This is a genomic window from Candidatus Borrarchaeum sp. (assembly GCF_019058535.1).
GTDB lineage: Archaea > Asgardarchaeota > Sifarchaeia > Borrarchaeales > Borrarchaeaceae > Borrarchaeum > Borrarchaeum weybense.
This window is the reverse complement of the sequence record NZ_JAHPYX010000052.1, coordinates 1-3,800: the sequence shown is the minus strand read 5'-3', so window position 1 is coordinate 3,800 and position 3,800 is coordinate 1. Positions and strand designations below refer to the sequence as shown.

The following is a 3,800-nucleotide window of genomic DNA, read 5'->3' as shown; positions in this document are numbered from 1 at the left end:
CTTCTTCCTCTTCTTCCTCTTCTTCCTCTTCTTCCTCTTCTTCCTCTTCTTCTATTTCCGTCTCATCGACGTCTTTAAAAGACATTATAAATCTCTCCTATTGAATTTGTTTAATTATAAACCGTTTTGATATTAATGATATCTAATGCATTGTTACAAAAATCTTGTTGTTTAACTTACAAAGTTTCAGTTAAGCATGACAAAAAGGTTCTATAATAATCATAAACGCATGCAATTTATTTCTGAAAATTTAATAGTTTATTCTAATTATAAAATTCTCTCCAAATTTGAAATCTAAACTTAAATCTTTAGAATATCAAGAAAACGAAGAAAATGATTTTTACCATCTTGGAAATGTAGCCGCATGTGTAACTCTTTATTAACTATTTCGAAATAATGTAGAGGATTGAGTATAATGGAAAGAAAATCATTGATCCTTGCAGTTGTTAGTTATATATCTGAGATTATAAAGGGGAAATATACAGCTTTATAATTACTTAAGTTAAAAAACCAAAAAAATCGGGTAGTGATTAAATGGACACTGAAGAGGTTTTGAAAGATTTTCCAACTACAAAGAGAGTCGATTATTTAAATGCGGCAAGTATTGGACTCGTTCCAAATCCTGTCATCGAAAGATCGACAGAAATTGAAACCGAGATAGCAAAAGGTGGGACTTTAGCTTTAGATGAGGAAAAGGAAACCTTAATTTATGATGGTCTTAGGGAAGAAGGGAGCAAACTTTTTAGCTGTGATTCAACGGATATTGCTATTTTTAATAGCACTACAGAAGCATTGAATTCTTTCGCATGGAGTTTAGACTTAAAGGACGACGGTAAGGTTATTTCAACTGGCGTAGAATTTCCAAGTGTTACCTATCCTTGGCTAAGAATTGCACGAAAGGAAAACATTAATGTGAAGCTTATCACTGCTGAAAACTGGCGTATTCCAATAAACGTAATATTGAATGAAATCGATGAAAACACAAAAGTTGTGGTTCTAAGCCACGTAGAATATCTTACTGGTCAGAAATTCGATGATGATGATATAAAGAAAATTGCAAAGCAGGTCCATGAAATCGGTGGCTTACTAATAGTTGATGGCATTCAAGCTGCTGGATATCTACCAATAAACGTCAAAGAACTAAACGTCGATATTTATATTGCTGGTAGCTACAAATGGCTGCTAGCTCCTTTTGGAACAGCAATAGCTTATGTTTCTAAGGATCTATGCGATGAATTGGACCCTGCACTCGTAGGTTGGCGATCTAGAGAAAACATGTGGGATTTTGACGCTCTCGATTTGAGCTATGCGTCTACAGCAAGGAAGTTTGAATACAGTTCTAGTGCTTATAGCGTAAAGTTAGGGCTCGCAGAATCAATTAAATATCTTAGAAACATCGGGATAAAAAATATCTATGATCATAATAAGAAATTAGTCGATATTTTGGCTGAGCAATTGAATTCAATCAAGAATATCGACATTATAACGCCACCTGAAGATAGATGTTCGATTTTAACATTCGAACCCACAGATAAGGACAGTTCGGCAATTGCCCAAGCATTACGTAAATTGGAGAAACCAGTAGAATTTAGTTTAAGATTAGGAATGATAAGGGTATCGCCCCATATCTACAATACTGAAAACGATATCCTTTACTTCGTAGGGCATCTAAGACAGTTTCTTAGATGAATTAAATGATCTTTCGTGACTGAAAAAAAGAACATCCACTATCTTTTCTTAGAAAAATTTAAAACTAATTCTAAGCTTTAAAAGCCGCTTGTTTAGAATTCATTGAAGAAAATTAAAGGGGAAGTGAGAGATTTGAGTTATTGGGAAAAATTGAACGAAATGGAAGCTAAAGAAATTGCCCCAGGAATTAAAAGAAAGTTATTCTATTGTGAGAATGATCCGAGAATGATGATTGTATGTTTGGAGATAGAATCTCCCCCAGCGTCATTCCCATTACATAAACATGAACATGAGCAGTTAGGGTTCGTCTTGCAAGGAAAAGCAAAATTTACTATAGGAAAGGAGACTAAAATTGTAGAGAAAAATACATTCTACAGAATTCCACCTAATGTTGAACATGGAGCAGAGATATTGGGACCAGAAAAAGGGATTTTCATTGACATCTTTTCACCAATACGTAAGGACTTTCTTGAAGGTGAAAAACCGTTTTACTTTGAGGAAAAAAATGATTAATACACTCACAAGCAGTTTGGGGGCATTAAATGAAAATTACGGATGTTAAAGTAATCAAGTTAGGTGTTCAACTTCCGAAGCCTCTAGGCGTTTCTAAAGACAGAGAATTCAACTCTAGAGGAGCAGCTTTGGTGATCATCGACACAGACGAAGGAATACAGGGTATTGGAGAAGGATATGGACCAGAATCATATATTGTCAAGACAATAGTTGATGACAAATTTAAACCATTATTGATTGGTCAAGATCCGCTAGACATAGAAAGATTATGGCGCACGATGCTGATGGACCCGGTTTTTGTTTACTGGGATCAAAAAGGTCAAGGGGTATCAGCAGCTAGTGGCGTTGACATGGCACTTTGGGATATCGCTGGAAAATTTTATAATGCGCCAATCTACAAGCTTCTTGGCGGTGATGCTAAAGGAAATGGAAAGGTGAAGGCTTATGCAAGTGATTTGTTCTGGGATACCCCTGAGATTATGGCTGAATCAGCTCGACAGTTTGCATTACAAGGGTATTCTGCGGTGAAGACCCATCTAGGACGTGGGCTAAAGGAAGATGAGGAAAGAGTCAAAGCGATAAAGGACGCAATAGGGGATGTTGACTTAATGATAGACATGAATTGTGGCTATGATCGAGTGGAAGCATTCAAGGTAGGGAAAATGCTTGAAAAATACGATATTTACTGGTATGAAGAGCCTTTATCGCCGTACGATATAGATGGATTAGCGTATTTAAAGAATAAACTTGACATTCCCATTGCGACAGGTGAGAACGAGTATACAAAATGGGGATTTAAGGAACTCTTTCTTAAAAATGCTGTGGACTTCGCTATGCCAGATATAATGAGGTGTGGAGGTATAACCGAGACTAAAAAGATATGCGCCTTAGCAGAAGCATTTGACGTGATATGCACTCCCCACAACTATACTACAGGCGTTGGACTAGCAGCAACACTACAAGTGATGGCATGCACACCCAATTGCGAATGGTTAGAGTTCGATGTAACCGATTATGCTTTATATAAATCTCTGCTAAAAAAACCTCTAGAATTCGATGGACAAGGTATGGTAACAATCCCCACAGATCCAGGATTAGGAGTAGAGTTAAAGGATAATGTTGTTGATAAATATTTAATTCCTTAGAAAGGTGAATAAAATGGGTACTCCTCCGTGGCGTATTAATGAAGTGCTAGAACGAGCAGTAAACGGTCCTATCTGTTTAGAAAAGGATTTTGATCTCAAACTACTTGTTCCTGAACTAAGAAGAGTAATAAAAGAATATGATATCTCTTTTGATCCAATGTCACCAGTTCCAAGTGATAATGATCTAGCTGATAATCTATGGAAGGCTGCCATGGATCTTTATCTTGAAATTGGGACGCTTTGCACTGATACCCATCGCAGAATTCTTTTTACAGAGGCTGAGATGAAAGAAGCATTGGGAAATTTCCCTGGAAAGTTTACACTGGGTTTTGGACGGGACTCTAAAGAAATTTCGAGTAGACAAATCGAGGATCCTCGAAAACCTTTCTGTCTTTTCTCGCCTGACATCACGTGTGATGAGGATCTTTTTGTTCCAATGTCTATGGCATACTT

General features: G+C 36.8%; 4 protein-coding genes. All 4 read left to right on the top strand.

Annotated features, from left to right (window positions below; translation table 11 throughout):
• Window positions 1-534 precede the first annotated feature (534 nt).
• Window positions 535-1,689, top strand: coding sequence for an aminotransferase class V-fold PLP-dependent enzyme (locus tag QVB70_RS02975; RefSeq protein WP_287583226.1), 1,155 nt, complete (start codon window positions 535-537; stop codon window positions 1,687-1,689).
• Between the two features lie 132 nt (window positions 1,690-1,821).
• Window positions 1,822-2,202, top strand: coding sequence for a cupin domain-containing protein (locus QVB70_RS02970; RefSeq protein ID WP_287583225.1), 381 nt, complete (start codon window positions 1,822-1,824; stop codon window positions 2,200-2,202).
• Window positions 2,203-2,231: 29 nt separating this feature from the next.
• Window positions 2,232-3,347 (top strand): mandelate racemase/muconate lactonizing enzyme family protein, encoded by a 1,116-nt coding sequence (locus tag QVB70_RS02965; protein ID WP_287583223.1) that lies wholly within the window; start codon window positions 2,232-2,234, stop codon window positions 3,345-3,347.
• Window positions 3,348-3,360: 13 nt separating this feature from the next.
• Window positions 3,361-3,800, top strand: a 440-nt coding sequence (locus tag QVB70_RS02960; RefSeq protein WP_287583221.1) for a monomethylamine:corrinoid methyltransferase, incomplete at its 3' end; no start/stop codon positions are given.